This window comes from Tropicimonas sp. IMCC34011, from assembly GCF_003390865.1.
Lineage (GTDB): Bacteria > Pseudomonadota > Alphaproteobacteria > Rhodobacterales > Rhodobacteraceae > Tropicimonas_B.
The window spans coordinates 270004-291828 of sequence record NZ_QMEJ01000003.1 but is presented as its reverse complement, the minus strand read 5'-3'; the positions used below and the strand labels follow the sequence as shown (position 1 = coordinate 291828).

Annotated in this window: 20 protein-coding genes and 1 tRNA gene; 6 read left to right on the top strand and 15 right to left on the bottom strand. The window is 68.2% G+C overall.

Annotated elements, in window-relative coordinates:
- Positions 1-3: 3 nt before the first annotated feature.
- Both mtaB and dapF read right to left on the bottom strand, forming a co-directional pair.
- Positions 4-1266, bottom strand: coding sequence for a tRNA (N(6)-L-threonylcarbamoyladenosine(37)-C(2))-methylthiotransferase MtaB (gene mtaB / locus DQG15_RS10855; protein ID WP_116085177.1), 1263 nt, complete (start codon positions 1264-1266; stop codon positions 4-6).
- The gene (gene dapF / locus DQG15_RS10850; RefSeq protein ID WP_232830803.1) at positions 1266-2102 is read right to left on the bottom strand and encodes a diaminopimelate epimerase; all 837 of its coding nucleotides are present in this window, start codon (positions 2100-2102) and stop codon (positions 1266-1268) included. Before dapF ends, mtaB begins: the two co-directional genes overlap by 1 nt.
- Before the next feature lie 96 nt (positions 2103-2198).
- On the opposite strand from dapF, the gene DQG15_RS10845 reads away from it, so the two are divergent.
- Positions 2199-2274, top strand: a tRNA-Lys gene (locus tag DQG15_RS10845).
- Between the two features lie 135 nt (positions 2275-2409).
- Here the strand turns inward: DQG15_RS10845 and DQG15_RS10840 are convergent.
- The 8 genes from DQG15_RS10840 to DQG15_RS10805 form a co-directional block, all read right to left on the bottom strand.
- Positions 2410-2946, bottom strand: coding sequence for a transcription termination/antitermination protein NusG (locus DQG15_RS10840; RefSeq protein WP_116085175.1), 537 nt, complete (start codon positions 2944-2946; stop codon positions 2410-2412).
- Between the two features lie 167 nt (positions 2947-3113).
- The gene (gene nagB, locus DQG15_RS10835) at positions 3114-3875 is read right to left on the bottom strand and encodes a glucosamine-6-phosphate deaminase (RefSeq protein ID WP_116085174.1); all 762 of its coding nucleotides are present in this window, start codon (positions 3873-3875) and stop codon (positions 3114-3116) included.
- Positions 3872-4945, bottom strand: coding sequence for an ROK family protein (locus DQG15_RS10830; protein ID WP_116085172.1), 1074 nt, complete (start codon positions 4943-4945; stop codon positions 3872-3874). Before DQG15_RS10830 ends, nagB begins: the two co-directional genes overlap by 4 nt.
- Positions 4945-5985 carry an ABC transporter ATP-binding protein gene (locus DQG15_RS10825; RefSeq protein WP_116085171.1) on the bottom strand — a complete coding sequence of 347 codons (1041 nt, stop codon included), beginning with the start codon at positions 5983-5985 and terminating at the stop codon, positions 4945-4947. Before DQG15_RS10825 ends, DQG15_RS10830 begins: the two co-directional genes overlap by 1 nt.
- Positions 5985-7490, bottom strand: coding sequence for an argininosuccinate lyase (gene argH, locus DQG15_RS10820; RefSeq protein WP_370454179.1), 1506 nt, complete (start codon positions 7488-7490; stop codon positions 5985-5987). The genes DQG15_RS10825 and argH overlap by 1 nt, the downstream gene beginning before the upstream one ends.
- Positions 7491-7492: 2 nt before the next feature.
- The gene (locus DQG15_RS10815; RefSeq protein WP_198665140.1) at positions 7493-8311 is read right to left on the bottom strand and encodes a carbohydrate ABC transporter permease; all 819 of its coding nucleotides are present in this window, start codon (positions 8309-8311) and stop codon (positions 7493-7495) included.
- Between the two features lie 35 nt (positions 8312-8346).
- A complete protein-coding gene (locus tag DQG15_RS10810; protein ID WP_116085166.1) occupies positions 8347-9285 on the bottom strand; it encodes a carbohydrate ABC transporter permease in 939 nt (312 codons plus the stop codon).
- Between the two features lie 62 nt (positions 9286-9347).
- Complete coding sequence (locus DQG15_RS10805; protein WP_116085164.1) at positions 9348-10598, bottom strand: extracellular solute-binding protein; 1251 nt, start codon at positions 10596-10598, stop codon at positions 9348-9350.
- A 209-nt stretch (positions 10599-10807) separates the two neighbouring features.
- Here DQG15_RS10805 and DQG15_RS10800 point away from each other — a divergent pair, with 209 nt between their 5' ends.
- Genes DQG15_RS10800 through DQG15_RS10790 form a run of 3 tightly spaced genes read left to right on the top strand, consistent with a single transcriptional unit; the run spans position 10808 to position 15309 of the window.
- A complete protein-coding gene (locus DQG15_RS10800; RefSeq protein WP_116085162.1) occupies positions 10808-12040 on the top strand; it encodes an ROK family transcriptional regulator in 1233 nt (410 codons plus the stop codon).
- The gene (locus tag DQG15_RS10795; RefSeq protein WP_116085160.1) at positions 12037-14418 is read left to right on the top strand and encodes a PIG-L family deacetylase; all 2382 of its coding nucleotides are present in this window, start codon (positions 12037-12039) and stop codon (positions 14416-14418) included. Before DQG15_RS10800 ends, DQG15_RS10795 begins: the two co-directional genes overlap by 4 nt.
- Entirely contained in the window at positions 14419-15309 is an 891-nt protein-coding gene (locus DQG15_RS10790) for a DMT family transporter (protein WP_232830802.1), read from the top strand.
- 13 nt (positions 15310-15322) lie between these two features.
- On the opposite strand, the gene DQG15_RS10785 is transcribed toward DQG15_RS10790, so the two are convergent.
- The 3 genes from DQG15_RS10785 to DQG15_RS10775 are packed head-to-tail and all read right to left on the bottom strand — an operon-like array spanning position 15323 to position 18665.
- Positions 15323-15643, bottom strand: coding sequence for a hypothetical protein (locus DQG15_RS10785; protein WP_116085159.1), 321 nt, complete (start codon positions 15641-15643; stop codon positions 15323-15325).
- A complete protein-coding gene (ctaD, locus tag DQG15_RS10780; protein WP_116085157.1) occupies positions 15640-18111 on the bottom strand; it encodes a cytochrome c oxidase subunit I in 2472 nt (823 codons plus the stop codon). Before ctaD ends, DQG15_RS10785 begins: the two co-directional genes overlap by 4 nt.
- The gene (locus DQG15_RS10775) at positions 18108-18665 is read right to left on the bottom strand and encodes a cytochrome c oxidase subunit II (RefSeq protein WP_232830801.1); all 558 of its coding nucleotides are present in this window, start codon (positions 18663-18665) and stop codon (positions 18108-18110) included. Before DQG15_RS10775 ends, ctaD begins: the two co-directional genes overlap by 4 nt.
- A gap of 129 nt (positions 18666-18794) precedes the next feature.
- Here DQG15_RS10775 and DQG15_RS10770 point away from each other — a divergent pair, with 129 nt between their 5' ends.
- The gene (locus DQG15_RS10770) at positions 18795-19319 is read left to right on the top strand and encodes a DUF2231 domain-containing protein (RefSeq protein WP_116085588.1); all 525 of its coding nucleotides are present in this window, start codon (positions 18795-18797) and stop codon (positions 19317-19319) included.
- Here the strand turns inward: DQG15_RS10770 and DQG15_RS10765 are convergent.
- Positions 19289-19801: a CopD family protein gene (locus DQG15_RS10765; protein ID WP_116085155.1), complete on the bottom strand. Its 513-nt coding sequence runs from the start codon at positions 19799-19801 to the stop codon at positions 19289-19291. The two genes, DQG15_RS10770 and DQG15_RS10765, sit on opposite strands and share 31 nt — an antisense overlap.
- Entirely contained in the window at positions 19795-20496 is a 702-nt protein-coding gene (locus DQG15_RS10760) for a cytochrome c oxidase assembly protein (protein ID WP_116085154.1), read from the bottom strand. The genes DQG15_RS10765 and DQG15_RS10760 overlap by 7 nt, the downstream gene beginning before the upstream one ends.
- Positions 20497-20741: 245 nt before the next feature.
- On the opposite strand from DQG15_RS10760, the gene DQG15_RS10755 reads away from it, so the two are divergent.
- Positions 20742-21782: an Ldh family oxidoreductase gene (locus tag DQG15_RS10755; RefSeq protein ID WP_116085152.1), complete on the top strand. Its 1041-nt coding sequence runs from the start codon at positions 20742-20744 to the stop codon at positions 21780-21782.
- The last annotated feature ends 43 nt before the right edge of the window (positions 21783-21825 follow it).

Below are 21825 nucleotides of genomic sequence, written 5' to 3'. Positions count from 1 at the left end.
GGGTCAGGCGAGAAGCTGGGTGCCCTCGTGGCCCGACACCGTCGCCGACACGATGTCTCCCACCGGGCGATCCTCGGAGAAGAGAACCTCCGCGAACTGCTCCGTCCGCCCCATCCGGGCGTTCTCCATCAGCACCGCATGCGTCCGGCCGACCTGCGCCGACAGATGCGCCTCGGCGGCCCGTGCGCCTGCCTCCCGAAGCCGTGCCGCGCGCTCCTTGACGAGCTGCCCGTGAAGCTGGGGCATTCGGGCGGCCGGAGTTCCGGGCCGCGCCGAGTACGGGAAGACGTGCAGCCACGTCAGGCCGCACTCCTCCACGAGCCGGAGCGAGCCCTCGAAGTGCTCCTCCGTCTCGGTCGGAAAGCCGGCGATGATGTCCGCGCCGAAGACCATGTCCGGCCGCAGCCGGCGCGCCTCCTCGCAGAAGCGGATCGCGTCGTCCCTCAGGTGCCTGCGCTTCATCCGCTTCAGGATCAGGTCGTGCCCGTGCTGGAGCGACAGGTGCATGTGCGGCATCAGGCGCGGCTCGGTCGCGATGGCCTCCATCAGCGCCTCGTCCACCTCGATGGAATCGATGGAGCTGATCCTGAGGCGCGGCAGATCCGGCACCAGCTTCAAGATCCGGCGAACAAGATCGCCGAGCTTCGGCGTTCCCGGCAGGTCCGCTCCCCAACTCGTCAGGTCCACGCCGGTCAGCACGACCTCGTTGAAGCCGTTCTCGCGCAGCCGCCGGATCTGGTCGACCACGACGCCCGCCGGCACGGAGCGCGAATTCCCGCGGCCATAGGGGATGATGCAGAAGGTGCAGCGATGGTCGCACCCGTTCTGGACCTGCACGTAGGCGCGGGAGCGGGTGCCGAAGCCGTCGATCAGGTGACCGGCCGTCTCGGTGACGGACATGATGTCGTCGACCTGCACCCGCTCCGTCTCTCCGACGAGGTCGGGGGCGGCGAAGCTGCGCCACGTCTGGGGGGCCATCTTCTCGGTGTTGCCGATGACGCGATCGACTTCGGGCATGGCGGCGAACGTGTCCGGATCGGTCTGCGCGGCGCAGCCGGTGACGATGACGGTGGCGTTGGGGTTCTCCCGGCGGAGCCGCCGGATATCCTGCCTCGCCTTGCGCACGGCTTCCTGCGTCACCGCGCAGGTATTCACCACGACCGCATCTCCGAGGCCCGCCTCGTCCGTCAGACGCTTCATCGCCTCGGTTTCGTACGCGTTCAGGCGGCAGCCGAGGGTGTGGAAGACGGGCGCGCGGCGATCCATCAGAGGGCCTCCAGAAAGGCGGGGGTGAGCGTTCCCGAGAACACGTGAGCGCTCGGCCCCGTCATGTGAACCCCATCCTCGCGCCAGTCGATATCCAGCGTGCCGCCGTCGAGCCTCACGAGGACACGCCGCTCCGTCAGGCCCCGCCGCGCCGCCGCCACGGCCGCCGCGCAGGAGCAGGAGCCGGACGCAAGCGTGATGCCGGCGCCCCGCTCCCAGACGCGCACGCGGATCTCGGTCCGGGACAGGACCTGCACGACCTCGACATTGGTGCGCTCCGGGTAGAGCGGATGGGCCTCATGCGCCGCGCCGAAGAGGGCGAGGTCCACCGCCTCGGCATCGTCCACGAAGAACGTGCAATGGGGGTTGCCCATGCCCGTCGCCACGGGGTCGCCCTCGATCGGCAGGTGAAGCGTGTCCATCGGCCCGGCGAGCGGCACCGCGTCCCACTCCAGGAGCGGCGCCCCCATGTTGACCCGCACGAGCCCGCCTCCGGCATCGACGCATCGAAGCAGCCCGCGGCCGGTCTCGAGCGTCACGGTATCGGCGCCCGTCTCGTCCATCAGGTGGCGCGCGACGCAGCGCGTCGCGTTGCCGCAGGCCGAGGACAGCGAGCCGTCCGCGTTGTAAAAGACCATGCGCGCATCGGCGTCCTCCGCCGCCTCGATCAGGACGAGCTGATCGAATCCGACGCCGAAATGCCGGTCCGCAAGGGCGCGCACGAGCGCCTCGCCCGGCGCGGCGACACCGCCCCGCAGGTCGATCACGACGAAATCGTTGCCGAGGCCATGCATCTTCATGAAGCGCAGGCCGGAGGAGGAAAAGCTGTCCCGCATGGCGCCGGTCCTTACAGCAGCCGCGACGTCCACGCCATAGGGACCGTTTTTGTACTTGACCCCCGCGCCACCGTTCCGTAGGTCCGCGCCTCGAGTGGGCCGTTAGCTCAGTTGGTAGAGCAACTGACTTTTAATCAGTGGGTCACAGGTTCGAATCCTGTACGGCTCACCACTGACTCCAGACAACGCAAGATGCGGTTCGGTGGACCGTTGGGGATCGAGATGTCCGGCCCCGGACGTCGGACCCGGTCGCCCCCCCCCTGAGACTCAGGTGACGGCGAGATGTGACCGCGCCTTGCCGCGCATGTCAGTCCCGCAGGAGGCTCGCCGACGCCGGCTCGACTTGCACCCGTGTCGGGCGTCCGAGCAGGTCCAGCAGGACATGCAGGCGCGCGTCCGAATCGATGCTCTCGACGGAGGTCACGAAGTCCGCGAACGGGCCGCTGACGATGCGGATTCGGTCGCCGGCCCCGAACTCGGCGATCTCCGGCTGCAAGAGCCCCTCCGGGTCGCATCGCGCCATCAGGCCCGCGACGACCTGCGGAGGAACGATGGCGGGCGCTCCCGACGCCGATGCCACGACGCGGGAAACGCCGCGCGCCGATTTCACCTTTGGCCACGACGGATGAGCGGGATCCATGGCGAAGAAGAAGTAGCCGGCGAAGATCGGCCGCGTTTCGACGATCACCTTGCCGCGCCAGCGCCGCTCGGTCCGATGCCGCGGGATGAACACGTCGCACCCGATCCGCTCGAGGGAGTGTTGCGCGGCCTTGTGCTGGTTCGGCTTGCAGAGGGCCAGGTGCCACTGCGTTCCGACCAGATGGTCCTGTCGCACCGCGAACATGTCTCACCTTCCGTTCAACCGTGAACGACCCACCCTCACGCGCGAGCGCCCGGAGGTCAATTCCCGGAAAGGGAAGTGTTTCCGTTTAAGGTTGCAAAACGGAAATGGGCGAGAGAAGCCGCCCCAAACCCTTGCAACATTGCGCGGTTTTCCGCCCGGGATGCCGGTTACCGAACTGCGGCAATCCCGTCATGCAGGCAGGAGGCCGCCTCTTCGTCGCACAGGATCGTGACCGCCGGGTGCAGCCTGAGGGCGGAGGCGGGAACCGCCGGATCGACCGGCCCCGACAGCATCGCCCCGAGGGCTTTCGCCTTTTTGGGACCCGTCGCCAGCAGGACGATGCGACGCGCCTCGAGGATCGTGGCGATGCCCATGGTCAGCGCGTGCGACGGCGGTGTCTGACCGTCCGGAAATTCGGAGGCGTTGGCCGCGATCGTCGACGCGGCGAGCGCGACTTTCCGGGTCCGGCTGTCGAAGGGCGCACCCGGCTCGTTGAAGCCGATATGCCCGTTCTCTCCGATTCCGAGGAGTTGCAGGTCGATTCCGCCGGCCTTTCGGATTGCCACCTCGTAGCGCCCGCCCGCCGCCGCCGGATCGTCCGCCATGCCGTCTGGCAGATGCCAGTCGCCGGCGCACAGATCGACGTGATCGAAGAACTCGCGGCGCATGTAGCTGTGGTAGCTCGCCGGGTGCTCCGGCGGCAGGCCGAGATACTCGTCGAGGTTGAAGCTGCGAACCCCCTCGAAGCTCAGCTTTCCCGCCGCCACGTCCTCCCGCAATCTGGCATAGACGGCCAGCGGCGTGCGGCCCGTGGCAAGGCCGAGGACGGCGCCGGGAGTGGCGGCGATCACTGCCGCGATCGTCCGGGCAGCTTCGGAGGCGACGGCATCGCCGTCATCGAGGATAGTCAGCTTGGGAGCGTGGGTCATGACAGGGTCTGCGCCAGTCTCAGACGGGCGGCGCGGGCCGCACCGACGACGCCGGCGCGGTTCCCCAGCGTGCTGATCCGGCATTCGGGCGGCTCCGGCATGCACAGGGCTAGTTTCTCCTCGAGCAGCGCGAGGAGTTCCGGGCGGGAGCCGACGCTGCCGCCGAGAACGACACGGCCGGGATCGAGGATCGAGCAGATCGAGAGGATCGCCTGCGCCACCAGCGTCGCCAGCCGGTCGATGACAGCGGCGAAGGCCGGGTCCGGGCCGAGGGCGAATAGGTCTTTCAGCGTTCCCTCGGCGGTCCCGCCCCGGGCCCGGTAATCCTCCAGCAGCGCCGCGCTCGAAATGGCGCTCTCGAGGGCCCCGTTGCGGAAGGTTGCCCGGTCGAACGGATCGGCGCCGATGGGCAGGGCCGCGACCTCCCCCGCCGCACCGCTGGCGCCGCGCAGGAGTTCGCCCCGCACCACCGTCCCCATGCCGATCCCGGTGCCGATGGCGATGAAGACGGAGCAGTCGCCGCGCGGGGGCGCCCCGCGCCAGCTTTCGCCGAGCGCCGCCATGTTCACGTCGTTCTCGACCGCGACCGGCACCCTGAGGGCATCGCCGAAGAGGTGGACGAGATCGTGGGTCTCGAGGTCGTCGATGTTGGGCCCGCGATGGAGGCGCCCCGTTGCGGGGTGGATGGAGGCGGGAAGGCCGATCCCGGCGGCCGCGATGCGCGAGGGCCCGGAACCGGTTTCTGTCAGGAGCAGATCCCGCTGCGACAGGATCTGGTCGATCAGGGCGAGCCCGCCGGCCTCGCTCGTCGGGGCCTTCGTTTCAGCCAGCACGGTGCCGTCCAGGTCGCACAGAGCGGTCTGAGCCTTGGTGCCGCCGATATCGGTGGCGAGGAGCAGCGCGCGGGAAGGATCGAGTGCGCCTCCCTGCCGGATCCACCCGGCCGCGGCGAGCTCGTCGCACTCGCGCGCCTCTGCTGCCCCCCCGAGATCCGCCAGGAGGGTGCCGAGCGCGCGGCGCGCGGCCTGCGGCAGATCGCCGAGGCCGGGAAGCGGGGACGAAACCTGCATCACCGTCTCTCCAGCGCCTTCTCCGTCTTCGCATCGAAGCGGTGAAGGTGAGCCCTGCCCGCATGGGCTGTCACGGTGCTGCCGACCTCGGGGATCTCCGTGGCGGGCGCGGTGCCGATGACGGTGTCATCGCCGAGCTGGAAGTGGACGAGCGTCTCGGGACCGAGCGGCTCGACGGCGGTCACGGGGCCGGACAGTGAAAGGGCGTGGCCCTCGCCCGCATCGGGGCCGACATGAAGGTCCTGCGGCCGCACGCCGAGCAGGACGGGCGTCCCGCCATCCCCGCCGAATTCGCCTCCAGCCTGACCGGAGGAGATGACGTTCATCGAGGGCGTGCCGATGAAGCGGGCCGTGAAGACATCGACGGGATTGCTGTAGATCTCCATCGGGCGGCCCTGCTGGAGAATGTGACCGTCCTTCATCACCACGATCCGGTCCGCCATGGTCATCGCCTCGACCTGGTCGTGCGTCACGTAGGCGATGGTGGAGCCCAGTCGCTGGTGCAGGGCCTTGATCTCGATCCGCATCTGCGCGCGCAGCTGCGCGTCGAGGTTGGACAGGGGCTCGTCGAAGAGGAACGCGGCCGGATCGCGGACCATGGCGCGCCCCATCGCGACGCGCTGGCGCTGGCCGCCCGAGAGCGCTGCGGGGCGGCGATCGATGAATTTCGTCAGGCCCAGGATCTCCGCGGCGTTCTCGACGCGGCGCGCCTTCTCCGCCTTGTCCAGCTTCTGCGTGTAGAGCCCGATGGCGATGTTCTCGCGGACGGTCATGTGCGGGTAGATCGCGTAGTTCTGGAAGACCATCGCGATGTTGCGCTGCTTCGGGTCGAGTTCGTTCACCACGCGATCGCCGATGCGGATCTCACCACCCGAGACCTCTTCCAGCCCCGCAACCATGCGCAGCGTCGTCGACTTGCCGCAGCCGGAGGGCCCGACGAAGACGACGAACTCTCCGTCTGCAATCTCGAGGTCGATCCCGTGGATGACCTCCACCTTGCCGTAGGTCTTCGTCAGATTCTTGAGCGAGATCGTCGCCATCACCTCACCTCCAGCAGTTCGGAGAATTTCTTGTCGAGTTCGGCCGCGGCGGCCGCCTCGTGATCGGTCCTGTCGCTGGCTGCCCGGGCGAACCCGCCGAGCGCGGCCTCGTATGCAGCCAGAGCTTCGGCCGTGGGCTCGGGGGCCGGACCGCCATACCGGGTTCGGACCGCCACGAAATGTTCAGGGGACGCGGCCTCGCGGAAGGCCGCTTCGTCAAGCTCGGGCGCGCGGGCCGTCGCCTCTTCGAAGGCCGCGGAGAAGGCCGCGTAGCCCGAGGGCAGGTCCGCGCCCCGCGCCACCACGTCCCGCGCCGTCGCCGCCGCGATCTCGTGGGCCTGCCGGAAGGAGAGCCCCTCGCGCCGCACCAGCGTATCGGCGAGCTCCGTGATCGTGATGCAGGAGCGCCGGATGTTCGCGTCCACGCGGGCCCCGTCGACCTTCAGCGCGCCCACGAAGGCGGCCAAGAGGTCGAGCACCCGTCCGCCGCTGGCAAAGGCGCTGTAGCCTGCCGCCTGGCTCTCGCCCTCGCTGTCGTTCATGTCGGTGAAGGGGGTGTTGTGCATGATGTCCTTCATCATCCGCGCCCGGCCGACCGTCTGGCTGGAGAGGTGGCGCATGTGCTCGATCGGCACCGGGTTGCGCTTCTGCGGCATGATGGACGAGATCTGCACGAAGGCGTTCGGGACGTAGATCTGGCCGACCTCGAAGGCGGACCAGAATTGCAGGTCCTGGATCAGACGCCCGAGGTGAAGGAACAGAAGCTCGACAGCCGAATAGGCCCCGGTCGTGTAGTCCACCGCCGCGATGCAACTGTAGGAATTGCGCTGGGGCGCCGCGAAGCCGAGGAGATGGGCGACGCGAGCGCGGTCCACCGGGAAACCGGACGTGGTGATCGCGGCCGCGCCCATGGAGCAGAGGTCGCAGGTCGCACGCGCCGCCTCCAGCCGTTCGATATCCCGGATGAGGACCTCGATCGCCGCGGAGAGATAATGTCCGAGCGTGGTCGGCTGGGCGGGCTGACCGTGGGTGTAGGCGACGATGATGGTCGCCGATTCCCGCCGTGCCGTGCCGATCAGCGCCTCGAGAAGCGCCCTCGCCTGCGTCAGCATCCCGTCCAGATGCTCCTTGAGCGCGATCTTGAACAGCGTGTGGTCGATGTCGTTGCGGGATCGGGCAGTATGGAGCCAGCCGCCCGTATCGGGACCGAGGCGCGCCTTCAGCTCCGCCTCCACGAGAAAGAAGTAATCCTCGACCTCGCCGGTATATTCGAGCGCTCCGGGATCGACCTCGGCGTCGATCTCCTCCAGCGCGCGGGCGATCTTACCGGCGGTGGCGGGCTCGACGATACCGCACTCGGCGAGCATCACGAGATGCGCGCGGTCGATGCGGCGAAAGCCCTCCGCGTGGTCGGTGCGGGCATGGTCGAACAGCGGCGCGAGGACGGTGCGGCGGTAGACGGGATCGGGGAAGCGACTGTCGTCGCTCTGGCGTGGGTCGGTCATGGTCATCCCTTGAGCCCCGCCAGCATCACGCCGCGGACGATGAAGCGCTGCAGCACCAGGAAGATCACCAGCGTCGGGATCGTCGCAAGCGCGGCGCCCGTCATGATCATCTCCCAGCGGATCGCCTGTTCCACCGCGAAGGAGGTGAGGCCGATGGGCAGCGTGTAGAGTTCCTTGCTGGTCGTCACGATCAGCGGCCAGAAGAAGGCGGTCCAGTTGCCGAGGAAGGTGAAGATCGCGAGCGCCGACAGGGCCGGCGTGACCAGCGGCATGGCGATCTTCCACCAGATGGTGAACTCGTTCATCCCGTCGATGCGCGCCGCCTCGAGGAAGTCGTCCGGGACCGTCTCAAAGAACTGCTTCATCAGGAACGTGCCGAAGGCCGTCGTCATGCCGGGGAACATGATGCCCCAGTAAGTATCCAGCCAGCCGAACTGCGCGGACATCAGGTACCACGGGATCACGAGCATCTCCGTCGGGATCATCAGCGTCGAGAGGATGGCGATGAAGACGAAGCGGCGACCACGGAACTTGAACTTGGCCAGGGTGTAGCCGACGAGGCTGTCGAAGAAGAGGTTCGAGGCGGTGACGACAACGGCGACGATCGAGGAGTTGATGAACCACCGCATGAAGTCCCCCTCGCGGAGCACCTCCATGTAGTTCGCGAGCGTGGGCGCGGACGGGATCAGGCGCAGGTCGTAGATCTGCCCCGGCGTCTTCAGCGACGTGGAGAACATGTAGAGCAGCGGCGTGACCATCAGCACGCCGCCGATGAAGAGGATCGTCCAGCGGACGATGGCCTTGGGATTGATGCGGGACATCGGAAGGCCGGTCCCGGGCGTTTCGGTGACGGAGCTCATGCGCGGTCCCTCAGTATCCAGAGCTGCAGGAGCGACACCACGAGCAGGATCGTGAAGAGCACGACCGTCTGCGCGGCGGCATAGCCCATGTCGTAGGAGGAGAAGGCGGTCTGGTAGATCATCAGCACGAGCGGCTTGGTCGAGCCGAGCGGCCCGCCGGGATCGTTCGTGGTCATGTTGTAGACCTGATCGAAGATCCGCAGGAAGGCGATGGAGATGAACACCACGAGGAAGACGGTGGTCGGCTTCAGCAGCGGCAGCGTGATCTTCCTCAGGATCGTCCATTCGCCGAGCCCGTCGATCCGGGCCGCCTCGTAATAGGTGTCCGGAATGGCGCGCAGGCCGGCCATGAAGATGATGATCTGAAAGCCGAGGCCCGCCCAGATTGCCGTCACCATGATCGCGGGCAGCGCGTTGGTGGTGGAGCCCAGGAACTCGATCTGCCCGAAGCCGAGCTCACCCAGCGCGCTGTTGATGAGGCCCGTCGGCGGCGGCTGGTAGAACCAGCGCCAGACCCAGGCCATCGCCGCGGCGGTCGTGATGTAGGGCATGAAGTAGAGCGCGCGCAGGAAGTTGTGCGCGAAGCGGACCCGGTCGAGGTAGTAGGCAACGACGAAGGCGATCAAAAGGCTGATCGGCGTGCCGTAGATGAGGTATGCGAAGGTGTTGCGGAAGGTCTGCCAGAACCCGGGATCGGCGAACATCCGGCGGTAGTTCTCGAAGCCGATGAACTCGGCGTCCGACATCAGGTCCCAGTCCGTCAGCGACAGCCAGAACGCATTGAACGTCGGGTAGAACCGGATCACGCAATAAAAGAGCACCGGGATCGCCAGGAAGCTCCAGACCCAGATCGCGCTGCGCGTCCGCATGGACAGGCGCGGAGCGGGCTGGACCGGGTGCGTGGGGATGGTATCGGATTCGGTCGGGTGGACCATGCTTCACCTCCGCAGGGTCATGAGCCGCCCCGGAGTGTTCCGGGACGGCTCGAGTGCGATGCTCAATCGCGGGCGTCGTCGATGATGGCCTGTTCCTGCTCGGCGGCCTCGGCCACGGAATCGGCCGGGGACTGGCCCTGCAGGAAGACGCGGTTCGCCATGTCGATGGCGGTCTGGCGCTGCGCGGCCTCGTCCACGAAAAGCGTGGTGTGCGCGTAGGGAAGTGCGGCCAGGAAGGGCCCGTAGATCGGGTCATTCATGTTCGCGTCCGTCATCGCGGCATCGCGGCGGGCCGGAAGCTCACCCACGACCTCGAGCCAGATCTGCATTGCCTCGTCGGAGGAAATGTACTCGAGGAACTTGATGGAGGCCTCGAGCTCCTCGCCCTCGGCGCTGCTGCCGATCGCGTTGGCGAAGTAGCTGGCGTAGTTGGACTGAACGCCTTCTTCGTTGGCCGGAAGCTCGGCCACGCCCCATTCGAAGTCCTCGATGCTGTTGAACGAGCCGAGGCGGAAGGTGCCGTCGATCGTCATGGCCGCGCGGCCGGCGCGGAAGGCGGCCTGCCCCTCGTCCATGAAGCCGGCGGCGCCGATCCCGTGTTCCGTCTGGAGGTTGGTGTAGAACTCCAGCGCTTCGGCGCCGGCCGCGTCATCGTCGTAGGTGACCTGGCTGTAATCGTCGTTGTAGGGCACGCCGCCCATCTGCCGGACGAGCACTTCGCGCCACCACTGGTGATCCTGACCGGCCATGTCGAGCGTGAGGCCAACGGTCTCGAAGTTGCCGGCGTCGTTCTTGACGGCGAGTTCCTTGCCGTATTCCACGAGCTCGTCCAGCGTCTCGGGCGGGCCGTCGATGCCGGCCTCCTCGAAGAGATCCTTGTTCCAGAAGAGCGCGAGCGAGCGCACTGCCGTCGGCAGGCCGTAATACTCGCCGTCGCGCTTCATGGCGGAGACGATGGGGAAGAACTCTTCCTCGATCTGCGCCGCCGGGAAGGTGTCCTCCGGCAGCGGCTGGATGAGGTTGCCCTCGATGAACTTGTCCGCCCAGCCGTAGAAGAGCTGCATGACGTCCGGCCCCTTGCGCGCCATGTTCGCGGCGACGATGCGGGTCTGGTAGTCGGCGTAGGGGAAGGTGACCTGCTTGACCGTGATGTCGGGGTTGGCTTCCTCGAAGTTCTCGATGAGCTGGTCCATCGCCTCGACGCGGGTGTCGTAGATGTACTGCCAGTACTCGATTTCGACCGCGGAGGCCGAGGTGGCCGCCGTGATGCAGGCCGCGGCCGAGATACCGGCCATGAGAATACGCTTCTGCATTTCGTTCCTCCGTTGGATGCGCGCGTTCCGCGTTCGGGAACGCCTGTCGTTATGGCACCGCGATCGGACCCGCGGCGGGGTCGTGGGCGCAAACCTCGGCGCCGGGAGGGCCTCCTGTCAATACTTAAAAAAACTTGTCTTATTAAGGCAGGCCCTTCACTCTGGCGCCCTGACCCGTCACGAACGCCCGTAAAAAAGGGAAATTGTCGATGGTGACACCTGCCGAGACGCCGCGCCGAACGGCACGGGGGAAGAACCCGAATCGCAGCCGCGAGCATAACCGCCGCGTCGTGCTCGACCTGTTGCGCACCCACGGCCGCACCGGGCGGAGGGAGCTCGCCGAGCTCACCCAGCTGACCCCGCAGGCCGTCACCAACATCATCGAGGACCTTATCGCGGCGGACCTCATCGTCACGGCCGGGCGCCGCCGCGAGGGCCGCGGCCGCGGTCAGCCGCCGCACGAATATGAGATCAACCCCGCCGGCGCCTTCACCATCGGCGTCGAACTTGCCGTCACGCGGATGGTCACCACCGTGGTCGATCTCGCGGGAACACTGCTTTACCAGGACGTGACCCCGATCGAGGAAAGCGGGCCGGACGCTCTCCTTCCGGCCATAGGCGCGCTGGTCGAGCGGTTGCGGCCGGCCCACCCAGGCCGCCTCATGGGCCTCGGCCTCGTGATGCCGGGCCCGTTCGAGATCGAGGGCTTCTCGGGCGTCGGCCCGACCACGCTGCCCGGCTGGGCCGGCATCGACGTCGCCGCGGACCTGCGCGAGCGCCTCGGTGTTCCGGTGGTCGTCGAGAACGACGCCAACGCGGCGGCGGTGGGAGAAACCCTCCTCGGCGTCGGACGGGACATGAGGGAATTCTGCGTCGTGTATTTCGGCACCGGCATCGGCCTCGGACTGATCTCGGAAGGGCGCCCCATGCGCGGCGCGTTCGGCAATGCCGGCGAGATCGGCCATATTGTCGTCGCCCCCGGCGGCCGGCCCTGCCCCTGCGGCCAGAATGGCTGCCTCGAGCGCTACGCCTCTCTCCACGCCCTCCGGGAGCGTCTTGCGGATGCCGGCCGCTCGCTTCCCGCCGAAGACCTGGGCAGCCTCGACCCCGAGGGCGACCCGGTGGTCGCGGCGTGGCTGGAGGATGCCGCAGCGCATCTCTCCCCCATGATTTCCATTCTCGAGAACGTGCTCGACCCCGAGACCATCATCCTCTCGGGCGGACTGCCCACGGCCTGCCTCGATGCGATCATCGACCGGCTGAGCTTCGGTCCGAGCGTGGCGCGCCGCAGCGACCGCGTCGTCCCGCCGGTGATCCGCGGGCAGAGCGGGCTTCTGACCGCGGCCATCGGCGCCGCGGCCCTGCCCATGCACGACGCCATCACACCGCGGCTCGAACTGTCCGAGCTGCAAGAGACCATCTCCAAGGGAGCCACCCCATGACACCGCAAGAGCGCCTTGAGCGCGACGAGGCGTCCCCCGCCCTTCTGCGCCTGCACCGCGCCCTGTCCCGCCTCGGATCCGTCCTCACGATGATGAACACCGGCGCGCATCCCGATGACGAGCAGAGCGGCCTTCTGGCCTGGCTGCGCTTCGGGATGGGGATGAGGGTCGTCGTTGCCTGCTCGACCCGCGGCGAAGGCGGTCAGAACGTGCTCGGCCCGGAACGGGGCGGCGCGCTCGGCCTGCTGCGTACGCGGGAGATGGAGGAAGCGGCGCGAGTGCTCGACTGCGACATCGCGTGGCTCGGCTTCGGCCCGGAGGATCCGGTGCACGATTTCGGCTTCTCCAAGGACGGGGACGACACCTTCTCGCGCTGGGGCGAGGACCGCATCGTCGAGCGGCTCGTGCGGGCCTATCGCCGCGAGCGCCCCGACATCGTCGTGCCGACCTTCCTCGACGTGCCGGGCCAACACGGCCACCACCGCGCCATGACCCGCGCCGCCGAAACCGCCCTGTCCCGCGCGGCGGACCCCTCCGCCTATCCGCATCACATGGAGGAAGGCCTGACCGCCTGGTCCGTCTCCAAGTACTACCTGCCCGCCTGGCCCGGTGGCGGCGGAACCTATGACGACGAGGTCCCGCCCCCCGAGGCCACCCTGATCGAGCGCGCAAGCGGTCGCGACGCCGCCAGCGGGGCGGATTTCGCCCGGATTGGCGAATGGTCCCGCCTGCGTCATGCCTCGCAGGGGATGGGCCGCTGGCAAGACGACCCGCAGATGGAGTGGCCGCTGCACCTGAAGACCGGCGGGGCCGAGACCCGGATCATCGATGACCTGCCCGCCACGCTCGGCGATCTGGCGCAGCTTCTGCCCGCCGCCGCGGCCGAACTGGAGGCCGCCTCGGCCGCCATCGATGCCGCGATGCTCGCCTTCCCGGACCGGACCGCGATCCTGGAGGCGCTTGCCGAAGCGGATGCCGCCCTCGAAGGCGCGGAGGCGGCGATTGCGGACGATCTCGGCGCCGTCTCGTCCCACGGCCATCGCCTCGCCGCAAAGCGGAGGGAACTTCAGGTCGCCATGATCGAGGCCTCCGGCATCGAGCCCCGCCTCACCGCATCGAGCCCGGTCCTGTCGCCGGGAGGCCGCGCGACTCTGACCCTCCGGACCGCCGATCCGCTGACGGACGCCTCCGACCTGACCGCCACAATGGTCACGCCGGAGGATGTCCATGCCGCGGCAGGGTCCGGCGACGTGCCGACCTTCGAGCTGACCGCCAGCGAGGACGCCTCGTTCAGCCCCCAGTTCACCGAGACCTGGTCCGCCTTGGGGGGCAACGGCGCGATCCACATGCGCCTGAGCACCACGCTCGCCGGCAGGCCCGTGGCCATGCCCCTCGATCCCGAAGAGCCCCTGATCGTCGCTCCCGCCGCTCCATTCGACGCTGAGCCTGCGGACTTTCTCCACCTCCGCGGCAGCCCTCCCCGGCCGCTTCGCTTCCGGTATCGGGGCGATGTGTCCGCGGAGGAGACAGAGCTGCCGGACGGCTGGTCCCTCGATCTGAACGAGGGCCAGGGTGAACTGACGCCCCCAGCCGATCCCGCCGCGGGCCTTGTCCGCATCGCCCCCCGGACGAACGGCCGCCCCGCCATGCGCGGAACGGTCTCGCGTCATGCGCATACCGGCGCCTTCACCTACCGCGAAGAGGCGGCCCTGCGCGTCCTTAGCCTCGATCTGGACCTGCCCGAGGGCGCGAAGATCGGCTGGATCGGCGGCGGCAGCGACCGGACGGACCTGTGGATGCGCCGCATGGGCCTCGAGGTCCACGATCTCGACCGGATCGGGGAGGACACCGATCTCTCGGCCTACACCACGCTCGTCATCGGTGTCGTCGCCCTCGCCTCCCGGCCGGACGTCCTCGCGCACCTGCCCGCGATTCATGCCTTCGTCCGCGAAGGTGGTACGCTCGTGACCCTCTATCAGCGCCCCGATCAGGGCTGGGATCCCGAAACGGTGCCGCCGAAGCGCCTGAAGATCGGAACGCCCTCCCTGCGCTGGCGCGTCACGGACGAAGCGGCGGAGGTCACCGTCCTCGAGCCAGCGCACCCAATCCTCACCACGCCCAACACGATCGGCGAGGAGGACTGGGCCGGCTGGGAAAAGGAACGCGGTCTCTACTTCGCCGCCGAATGGGACGAGGCCTACAGCCCGCTTCTGTCGATGTCCGACGCCGGGGAGGCGCCGCTCACCGGCGCTCTCGTCTCGGCGGCGATCGGCAAGGGCCGGCACACGCACGTCTCTCTCGTGCTCCATCACCAGCTCGATCGCATGGTCCCCGGCGCGTTCCGCCTGCTGGCCAATATCGTCCGGCCAGAGCGCTAGGTGCCGGACAAGCCGTCCCCCGCCACCGATCGGAACGACCCTGCCATCGGCATCGCCTGGCTCCTGACCGACATGGCGCTGGTGACAGGCGTGAACGTACTGGTGAAGCTGCAGGGCCAGTCCCTCCCTGCCCTGCAACTGGTGTTCCTGCGGGCGCTCATCGGTCTTGCGGTGATCCTGCCGCTCGTATGGGTCAGGCGCGGACAGCTGCGGCGGATGACGTCCCCGTGGCGCAATGCCGGGCGGGTGGCGTGCAACGCCGCCGCGCTCAGCCTGACCTTCTACGCCCTGACGCAATTGCCGCTGGCGCTCGTGAACGCGGTGGGGTTCACCCGGCCCTTCGTCGCGATGATCCTTGCGGCGCTGCTCCTTGGGGAGGACATCGCGCGGCGGCAATGGGCGGGCCTTGCGCTCGCGCTCTGCGGGGTCGCACTGATCGCGGCTCCGGGGCAGACCGCCCTCGGGCCCGTTCCGGTGATCGGCCTCGGCGCGGCGGCGCTCGCCGTCCTCTTCGGCGCCATGGCCACGGTCCAGACCCGCGCCCTCCGCCACGAGGATACCATGGTGATGATGCTGTTCTACACCGCGGGCCTCTGCCTCTTTACCGGCGGGCCTGCATTCCTCGTCTGGGAGCCGGTCGCGCCCGGGTCCTACCTGCCGATCCTCGCCATCGGTCTTCTCGCGCAGATAGCACAGCTCTGTTTCCTGCGCGCCTACCGGGCCGCCCGGGCCTCGGTCCTGTCGCCCGTCTCCTACGCCTCGCTGCTCTTCGCGACGGCGGCCGGCTGGATCGTCTTCGGCGAGCGCCCCGGCCTCGTCTTTGCGGCGGGCGGCGCGCTCGTCATCGCAGGGGCCGCCCTGAACCTGCGGCGGCCCGAGGGGCGGACGTGAGCCGCGCCCGCCCTCAGCCGCAGTAGCTCGTCATCACCACGGGGAGCAGCGACCAGACCGTGGCAACGAGGCCGACCCACCCGGTCGCCCGGCTCACGAACCGCACGAAGGGCGAGGGAGAGGCGAAGCGGGGCGAGTAGAGCGCCCAGAGGATCGGCAGCTGGACGAGGATCGCAGCGGCATAGGCCGCCACGAGGAGGAGCCGCGGGAGCGGCAGGCCGAACGCCTCCCCGTCGATCCCGTGCCCGCAGATCAGACCGTGCAGGCCGTAGACCGCGCTGAACGCCGCCAGCCAGACAAGGGGCGAGATCAGGATGCGGATGATATCCCTCACGACAGCAGCCCCGGCAGATGCCCCGCGAGCAGGATCAGCAGGGCGATCGTCGCGAGGTAATCGATCCAGAGGCCGACGATGGGAAGCTCGGCGCGCCGCAGGGGCGAGACGAAGCCCCGACGGACCCGCGCGGCGAGGAACGCGACCATCAGCGCGGCGAGAGCCGCGTGGAAAAGCCCGTAGCCGCCGAGGACGAGAAGCGTCGCGCCATAGGCGTGCCCCGTGGGATCCGGCGTGCGCAGCATCAGAGCGGCGCAGACCGCCCCGATGGCGAGGATGCCGGCACCAGCGATGGCGAGGAACGGCAGCGGCGCTTGGCTTCTCCGCGCGAGGCGGGCGGCGATGGGCGCGGCCACGATCCCGGCAAGGCCGATGCCGAGCTCAAGGGCCGACGGCGCAAGCCATTCAGGCGGCGGCCAGCCGGGTGCCACGGTCCAGAGGAAGGCGAAGCCGAAGAGAAGCGAGCCGAAGAAGGTCGCGTTGGCCGTCAGCAGGAACGTGGTCCCCCACCAGCCCGGCGAGCGGGCAACGGACGCGGCATGCGGCACCTCCTGCCCCCGCCCGATGCCCTGCGGCGGAATATCCTCCTTGAGGCCCAGTCCCCACACCCATCTCCAGGCAAGGATCGCGACGCCGATCATCGCAACCGGGATCGTCCAGTAGAACTTCAGCAGGAGCGACAGGAAGAACACCCCCGTCACGGCGGACATGAGGATCGGAAGGCGCGTGTTGGCCGGGTAGATCACGTGGTAATCCGGCGTGCCGCTCGCGATGTCGACGGTCAGCGTCTCCCGCCAGCCATGCCGCGGCTCGCCGAGATAACCCTGCCCCCTGGCCAGGGCGACGCAAAGCTCTGGATCCTCGGCCACCGGCTCCCGGCTCGTCACGTGCGGCAGGGACGCGAAGTTGTAGGCGGGCGCGGGAGTCATCATCGCCCATTCCAGCGTCCCCGCGTTCCACGGATTGCGCCGCCCCCGCACGGCAGTCAGGACGTGCAGTATCACGTCGATCAGCAGCACAGCGATGCCGATGGTCAGAACGAAACTCCCGACCGAGGAGATCAGGTTGATCGTCGTCCACCCGTCCTCCGGCGCATAGGTCGGAATGCGCCGCCGCTGCCCGAGAAGGCCCACCCAGTGCATGGCGAGGAACGTGACGTGGAAGCCCGCGAAGATCAGTCCGAAGGCGAGCTCACCGAGCCGGAAGAAGCGCTTTCGGCCGGTGAAATGCGGCAGCCAGTAGTAGATGCCGGCGAAAATCGGGAAGACGAACCCCCCGAAGAGCACGTAATGCAGGTGCGCGGTGATGAAGGCGGTGTCGTGGGCCTGCCAGTCGAACGGAACGACGGCGACCATGACGCCGGTCAGCCCGCCGATGACGAAGGTGAAGAAGAAGCCGAGGATGTGCAGCATCGGCAGATGCAGCTCCGGCCGGCCTTTCCACATCGTGCCGATCCACGCGAAGATCTGCACCCCCGTCGGCACGGCCACCAGCGTCGACGCGGCTGAGAAGAAGGCCAGCCCCATATGCGGGATGCCGGTCGTGAACATGTGGTGCACCCAGAGCCCGAAGGACAGGAATGCCAGCGCAACCGCCGCCGCGACGATCCAGCCGTAGCCGAGAAGCGTCGTGCGGCACATCACCGGCAGGACGGTGGAGATCACTCCGGCCGCCGGCAGGAAGATGATGTAGACCTCGGGATGCCCGAAGAGCCAGAAGAGGTGCTGCCACAGAAGACTGTCGCCGCCGAGGTCGACCTGGAAGAACGGCAGGCCGAAGGCACGCTCGAGCTCCAGCAGGACGGACCCGAGGATCAGGGGCGGGAAGCCCGTCAGGATCATCAGGGCGGTGACGAGGGCATACCAGGCGAAGATCGGCATCTTGTCGAGAGACATGCCGGGCGCGCGGTACTTCAGGATCGAGACGGTCAGTTCCACCGCGGCCGCGATTGCGGAGATCTCCACGAAGGTGATCCCGATCAGCCAGAAATCAGTGTTTATGCCGGGGGAGAAGAGCGGCCCCGACAGCGGCGGATACATGAACCACCCGCCGTCCGGCGCGATGCCGAGCAGCATCGAGACGAGCAGCATCGTCCCGCCGAAGACATAGCACCAGAACCCGTAGGCGGTGAGCCGCGGAAAGGCGAGATCGCGGGTGCCGAGGATCTTGGGCAGCAAATAGATCGCCAGCCCCTCGAACGTCGGGATGGCGAAGAGGAACATCATGATCGTGCCGTGCATGGTGAAGATCTGATTGTAGATCTCCGGCCCGGCGAACGCCGAATGCGGCGTCGCGAGCTGCGCCCGGATCAGCATCGACAGGATGCCGCCCACGATGAAGAAGAAGAATGCCGTCGCGAGGAACATGCGGCCGAGGTCGGTGTGGTTCACGGTTGAGAACCAGCCGCGGAAGCCGGGGTCGGACGCCCAGATCTCGGTCAGCCTGCGGTGACGCTGGAGTGCGTTCATTGGGTCTCGCCTCTCAGGAAGGCCTCCCAGCCATCCGCGTCATGCGCGGTGACGGCGAAGGTGAAGCTGTCGTAGCCCGGGCCGCTGAATTCGGCGCTGACGCCCTCGTAGGTGCCGGGCGCGTCCGCCTCGATCCGCAGGACGTTGACGTAGCCCGGGATCGCGTCGAGCTTGCCGGCAAGGCGCGGAACCCAGAAGCTGTGAATGACGTCCGCCGTGGTGATGGACACATCGACAGGACGCCGGGCGGGAATGTGCAGGACGCCCTCGGTCGCGCGGCCCGGCGCATCCTCGTAGCTGAACGTCCATGCGGACAGGCGGCCCTCGGCCCCGACGCGGACGACGTCGTCCGCTTCCCGCGGCAGCAGCCTCTCCCCCACCACCAGCCCGTAGGCGAGAAGCGCGGCGAGGACGACCATCGGGAAGACGAGCCCGAGCCCGACGATCCAGATCCTGACACGGCTGCCATCGCTCCCCGCCCTGCCGCGGCGCAGGAAGGGCAGGACAAGAAGCGTCATCACGAGAGCGAAGATCAGGGCCGCGCCACCCAGCATCACCCACCAGAGTTGCGCGATCGTCCGGGCCGCGGGGCCCGCCGGGTCAACCGTCGAGAGGACTCCCTCGCAACCGCCGAGCGCTGTAAGCGTTAGGGCGGCGACAATCGGGGCAGGGAAGGGTTTCAGATGGCGGCGGACACGACCGAACAAGCGCGCGACGAGCATGAGGAACTGATCGACCCGATCGCCGAACAGCCGGGCTTCGATCAGACCGAATCCAGGATCGCGGTGCTCGGACACCCGATCCACGCGATGAGCGTGGCGTTCCCCGTGGCGCTGACCTTCTGCGCCCTCGGGGCGGACATGCTCTACTGGTGGACGGGAGACGCGTTCTGGGCCCGCGCCGCGCTCTGGGCTGCGGGAACCGGCTTCCTGTTCGGCATGCTCGCCGGTTTTTCCGGAACGGCGGAACTGCTGCTCGTCTCCGGCATCCGCGCCCGCGCACCGGCCTGGACCCACTTCATCATCGCGGTGACGCTCCTCGCACTCCTCGGCGCGAACTGGGGCCTGAGGCTCTACGGCTTCGAGGACGCGGTGCTGCCCTACGGCATCCTCATGTCGGCTCTGTGCGTCTGCGTCGTGGGATTCACGGGATGGCATGGTGGCAAACTTGTCTTCGATTACCGGCTCGGCACGTCGAAGGGCAGCTGACCGCCCCTCGGCTCGAGCAGCCAGTCGGGGAACGTAAGCCAGTCGAAGGCCGGCTTGGCGAGAACGATGAAGAGGATCGCGACGGCCGGGATCGCCACGGCAAGGCCCGGCAGAACCGGGTGCGGCGGCTTGTGGTGCCCCGGCTCCTCGGCCACGCGCACGAGGATGTAGCCGATCCACGCATGGGCGACGACGAGCAGCGCGACGAAGGCGAGCTTGGCGAAGAGCCACGGAACGAAGACCTCCCGCATGAAGATCAGCCACGTCCCCGCGATCACCGCGATCACGGCGGCGGGGGTCACGAAGGTCGTGTAGGTGATATGCGTCGCACGGCGGATGATGCGGTAATCCTCCGCCAGCATGTTCGGATCGTGGCGCGCCAGCATGAACGGCAGGACCAGAAGCCCCCCGCACCAGAGCGAGAGGGCCGCGATGTGCAGCGCCTTGAAGATCGGCACGAGGTTGACGACCCAGTCTACCACGCGCGGTTGTCTCTCAGGCCGGCCCAGCTCTGCCGCGCCAGGACGATCGCGGTGGCGGCGTAGGGCAGCCCCGCGGGCACCCACATGATGAGCCCGCCGAGTTGCTGATCGCGCAGCGGGGACAGGCCCCAGTCGAAGGGCGCGACGGCATGGGCCGTGTAGAGCGCATCGGGCGCGAAAGTCAGGACCGCACCCAGCATCCCCATCTGGGCGAAGGATGCGATGACGAAGACCAGCCGCTCCACCGGCGCGCCATCGGCCGCGATGACCGAATGCCAGAACCAGACGGCGCTCCCGAGAAGCGTGATCTGCATCAGCCAGTAGACCGCCACGTTGGACAGGGCGAGGTCGTAGGCCGCGGGGGCGTGCCACGCCCAGAGGATGAGGGCCGAGACTGCGAAGGGCATCGCGATCCCGCCCCGCGCCCGCCCGCCGAGCGCCACGGCCAGAAGCGGCGCTGCCCCGGCGACGAGGAGAACATGATGCACGACCCGCGCGGAGAAGAGCGCAGCGGAGAGGGCGCAAAGGGGAGAAACGAAGGCGACGATCAGAACGGCAACCGCCGCGAGACCGGCGGGCTCCCGCCGCACGGCAATCGTAAGGACGGCGAGCGCGATCAGCAGGAAGGGATCGAGGTTCCAGCTTGTCCAGAGCTCAGCCGGAAGCGGCGGCGGGCCGCAATAGGTCCTGTCCATCACTGAATGCGCCCCTGAAATTCGCTCACCACCCGCGCGCGCAACGACTGAGTGCGGGGGCGGTTCCACCATACGCCGGATACATGTCACACCCTGCGCGTCATGGAAATGGCGGGCACATCGACCCTTCGCGCATGGGGCGAAGCTCGCGCCCGTCATTCATCCCCTCGTCTTTTCCCTTGGGGAACATGCCCCGTGTTGGTATCCAGCGGGACACAAGGCATGCCGCCGTCCGGGAGACAAGAATGACCGAAGCAACCGCACCGCTCCTGAAAGAGGAGGAGCTCGTCGCCCTCGCCTCCCGCGCCTTTGAGGCACAGGGCGTCGCACCGGACCGCGCCCGCGTGACCGCGCAGATCCTGGCCCTCGGCGACATGATGGGCATCCACACCCACGGCCTTCTGCGCGTCGTGAATTACTGCGAGCGGATGAGCCTCGGCGGCATCGACGCCGCTGCGGAACCCGAGATCGAGACCCTCGCCCCCGCCCTCGCCCGCGTGGACGGGCATGCCGGGCTCGGGCCCGTCACCGGCATCACCGCGCTGGAACTGACCATGGAGGCCGCGCGCAAGACCGGCATCGCCGCGACCTTCTGCAAGGGCTCCAGTCACTTCGGCGCCATCGCGCCCTATTCCCTCCTCGCCGCTGAGCAGGGGTTCGCCTCGATCATCGCGACCAACGCCTCCGTCACCATAGCGCCGACCGGCGGGGCCGAGGCGCGGCTCGGCAACAACCCGATCGGCTTCGGCTTCCCCGATCCCGGCGGCGATCCGGTCCTCATCGACATGGCGATCTCCGTCGCCGCACGGGGCAAGATCCGCGCGGCGCTCAAGGAGGGCAAATCGATACCCGAGGACTGGGCGACGGACCGCGACGGCCGCCCGACCAGCGACCCCGCCGAGGCTCTCAAGGGCTTCCTGCAACCGATGGGCGGGCACAAGGGCTACGGCCTGTCCCTTGCGGTGGACATGCTCTGCGGCGTGCTGTCCGGCGCGACCTATCTGACCCATGTCAGCTCATGGGTGGATCATCCCGAGGCGGAGCAGAAGATCGGACATGTCTTCATCCTGATCGACACGGGCAAGCTGGGCTCGACCGACTGGCTGGCGAAGCGGATGCGGGATGCGACGTCCCTTCTGCGCGAGACGCCGGCGAGCGATCCGTCCCGCCCGGTCATGGTTCCGGGGGATCGCGAGCTGGCACGGCTCCGCGCGGCGCGGACCGAGGGCGTCAGACTGGACGCCTCTCTCGTGGAAGAGATCAGGGCACTCGGCGGAGGGGCATGAGCCGACACGGCGAGCATCCATGACGTCCCCGGGCCGGGACAAC

Excerpts from the sequence above, each read along its gene's own strand:
- mtaB (WP_116085177.1), bottom strand. The coding sequence starts at position 1,266 with ATGGATCGCCGCGCGCCCGTCTTCCACACCCTCGGCTGCCGCCTGAAC.
- dapF (WP_232830803.1), bottom strand. The coding sequence starts at position 2,102 with ATGCGGGACAGCTTTTCCTCCTCCGGCCTGCGCTTCATGAAGATGCAT.
- DQG15_RS10840 (WP_116085175.1), bottom strand. The coding sequence starts at position 2,946 with ATGTTCGCGGTGCGACAGGACCATCTGGTCGGAACGCAGTGGCACCTG.
- nagB (WP_116085174.1), bottom strand. The coding sequence starts at position 3,875 with ATGACCCACGCTCCCAAGCTGACTATCCTCGATGACGGCGATGCCGTC.
- DQG15_RS10830 (WP_116085172.1), bottom strand. The coding sequence starts at position 4,945 with ATGCAGGTTTCGTCCCCGCTTCCCGGCCTCGGCGATCTGCCGCAGGCC.
- DQG15_RS10825 (WP_116085171.1), bottom strand. The coding sequence starts at position 5,985 with ATGGCGACGATCTCGCTCAAGAATCTGACGAAGACCTACGGCAAGGTG.
- argH (WP_370454179.1), bottom strand. The coding sequence starts at position 7,490 with ATGACCGACCCACGCCAGAGCGACGACAGTCGCTTCCCCGATCCCGTC.
- DQG15_RS10815 (WP_198665140.1), bottom strand. The coding sequence starts at position 8,311 with ATGTCCCGCATCAATCCCAAGGCCATCGTCCGCTGGACGATCCTCTTC.
- DQG15_RS10810 (WP_116085166.1), bottom strand. The coding sequence starts at position 9,285 with ATGGTCCACCCGACCGAATCCGATACCATCCCCACGCACCCGGTCCAG.
- DQG15_RS10805 (WP_116085164.1), bottom strand. The coding sequence starts at position 10,598 with ATGCAGAAGCGTATTCTCATGGCCGGTATCTCGGCCGCGGCCTGCATC.
- DQG15_RS10800 (WP_116085162.1), top strand. The coding sequence starts at position 10,808 with ATGGTGACACCTGCCGAGACGCCGCGCCGAACGGCACGGGGGAAGAAC.
- DQG15_RS10795 (WP_116085160.1), top strand. The coding sequence starts at position 12,037 with ATGACACCGCAAGAGCGCCTTGAGCGCGACGAGGCGTCCCCCGCCCTT.
- ctaD (WP_116085157.1), bottom strand. The coding sequence starts at position 18,111 with ATGAACGCACTCCAGCGTCACCGCAGGCTGACCGAGATCTGGGCGTCC.
- DQG15_RS10775 (WP_232830801.1), bottom strand. The coding sequence starts at position 18,665 with ATGCTGGGTGGCGCGGCCCTGATCTTCGCTCTCGTGATGACGCTTCTT.
- DQG15_RS10770 (WP_116085588.1), top strand. The coding sequence starts at position 18,795 with ATGGCGGCGGACACGACCGAACAAGCGCGCGACGAGCATGAGGAACTG.
- DQG15_RS10760 (WP_116085154.1), bottom strand. The coding sequence starts at position 20,496 with ATGGACAGGACCTATTGCGGCCCGCCGCCGCTTCCGGCTGAGCTCTGG.
- DQG15_RS10755 (WP_116085152.1), top strand. The coding sequence starts at position 20,742 with ATGACCGAAGCAACCGCACCGCTCCTGAAAGAGGAGGAGCTCGTCGCC.